We start from the raw sequence: 2,287 nt of genomic DNA on the forward strand, positions 1-2,287 counted from the left end.
TGGATGGGCACTATATGATAATCTTACTCGTCTAAAAGCCGAAAAATCTCAATATTTTCTGATGTAAAGAGTAACTCCACTAGGGAAAATCAGTGCTATTCTATAAACTTCAGAAAACGGAAATCCATGGGTATACATGAATCGGGCAAAAAAGATCATACTCGTTGCTCATTGTCTTCTGAATGTAAATGCGAAGGTGGATGGGCTTGCTAGATATCAAGGAGTGCATGATGAGATCATCTCTTCACTCATTCAGAAAGGATATGGAATTATCCAGTTGCCATGCCCTGAAATGGGGTATTATGGAATTAGAAGATGGGGTAATGTCTTTGAACAGATGGACATTCCTGCATACCGCCGTTACTGCAGAAAAATTCTCTCACCAATTGTTGATCAGATTCAAGATTATCAGAAAAATGAATACGAAATTGCCGGTGTGATAGGAGTTGACAAGAGCCCGAGTTGTGGTGTTCACAAAACATGCTGCTCTGATCGTTACAAGGGAGAGATCACATGTATCAACAATCTGAACACAATAACAAATTCTCTCTGTTATCGGGATGGCCAGGGAATATTTATCGAAGAATTTCATTCGCTCATACTTGAAACAGGAATATCTATTCCATTTTATGCCATTGATGAAGAAAGTTCAGAACTAACTGACCCGATCCATTCATTTATGTTATGAATATCCTCTTTAATGGGTTCATTTGTCTGGAAACTGGATGATTATCATTTGAATATTGCCTAATTTTTTTCAGAGTCTTCATTCAAATATTCATCCTTTAGACGTGTATTATCTTTCCGGTAGGTTCTCCAGAATCCTGTCTATGAAACTGGAAACCGGATAGAAGGAATGAATATTGATGAATTTTCTTCGTTGTTTGATAGTTACTCTCTGCATTGTAATGTGTATCGGGAGTGTGTTTGCACAGGAAACCTCAAGTCAATCACAGAAAGATTTGAAAGAGAACGGAAAACTTGTCGTTGGTCTTTGTGCGCAATACCCTCCGTTTGAATCTGTTAATGATAAAACTGGAGTTGTTGAGGGGTTCGATGTTGATCTTGCCAAGGCTATTGGAAAAGAGATGGGGCTCAATGTTACGATTGTTGATGCCCAGTGGCAGGCACTTTTGGGAGGACTTGATAAAGGCGACTATGATGTCCTCATTACCGCCATGTCCAAACAGGAAGCATCAGCTGGAAATGTGGGGATGAGCGATCCATATTACAACCTGAGCGAGATCATTGCTGTCAGGTCTGATGACGACTCTATTAAATCTCCTGCAGATTTGGCCGGGAAAGTGGTTGGTGTCCAGTCCTCAACAGGAGCTGAGCAGCAGGTAGATAAACTGACCGGGCTTAAAGAAGTCAAGCGGTATGACTACAATAATGATGCATTTATCGATCTTGTTAATAAGCGAATCGATGCGGTCGTTGTAGGGTATGCCTACGCAGTGACTGAAGCAAAGAACCGGGAAGGTTTGAAGGTTATAAACACTCCTGTTGGTGAGCCTTCCGAACTGGTTATGGTTACATCCAAAAAATCGGATTCATTGCTTAAAGAGTTGAATCAAGCCCTTGGTACAATCAAGCAGAACGGAACTTATCAGAAGATCGTTGATTCGTGGTTGAATCTTTCATAACGATGGACTTTCAGTCCGAGATCATCGGAAGGAATCTTCCGATTCTTTTTAGTGCCACGTTTACCACGATTACAATTACCTTTGCAGCATTTTTCGTTGCCTTACTGATTGCAATCAGCGTAGGTATGATTCGCAGGTATTACCAGCAGAGTGTAATATCCACGATTCTGGGAGTATATATTGAGATATTCAGGGGAACCCCTCTGCTTGTGCAGTTATTTTTTATTTACTATGGGCTTCCTTCGGTTGGTATTATCTTAAATGCCTTTACTGCAGGTGTTATCGGGCTTGCATTAAACAGTGCTGCATATATGTCTGAGACAATCCGTGCAGCGATGATATCTATTCCCAGGGGTCAGGAGGAGGCAGCCTATTCATTAGGTTTTTCTCGTTTTCAAACGATTCGGTACATTGTCTTTCCTCAGGCTATCAGGGTTGCCATACCTCCGATGATGAACTCATTCTCGTCGCTTCTAAAAGATAGCTCTCTGGTATCTGTCATTTCAATAACTGAATTGACAAGGGTTGGAAACCTGATCTACTCACGAACATCACGGCCGTTTGAGATATATTTAACGCTGGGGATATTTTATTTCGTAATGACCTTCTCGATAACTCTGATATCAAGATATCTGGAGAAA

General features: G+C 40.9%; 3 protein-coding genes. All 3 read left to right on the forward strand.

What is annotated here, in order from left to right; translation table 11 throughout:
* The first annotated feature begins 136 nt into the window (after positions 1–136).
* Positions 137–688 (forward strand): CD3072 family TudS-related putative desulfidase, encoded by a 552-nt coding sequence (locus VN429_RS11275; protein ID WP_325633361.1) that lies wholly within the window; start codon positions 137–139, stop codon positions 686–688.
* A gap of 235 nt (positions 689–923) precedes the next feature.
* The gene (locus tag VN429_RS11280) at positions 924–1,646 is read left to right on the forward strand and encodes an ABC transporter substrate-binding protein (RefSeq protein WP_325633363.1); all 723 of its coding nucleotides are present in this window, start codon (positions 924–926) and stop codon (positions 1,644–1,646) included.
* Positions 1,628–2,287, forward strand: a 660-nt coding sequence (locus tag VN429_RS11285) for an amino acid ABC transporter permease (RefSeq protein ID WP_325633365.1), incomplete at its 3' end; no start/stop codon positions are given. The genes VN429_RS11280 and VN429_RS11285, both read left to right, overlap by 19 nt.

This window comes from Methanospirillum sp., assembly GCF_035560735.1.
In the GTDB taxonomy this organism is placed as follows: domain Archaea; phylum Halobacteriota; class Methanomicrobia; order Methanomicrobiales; family Methanospirillaceae; genus Methanospirillum.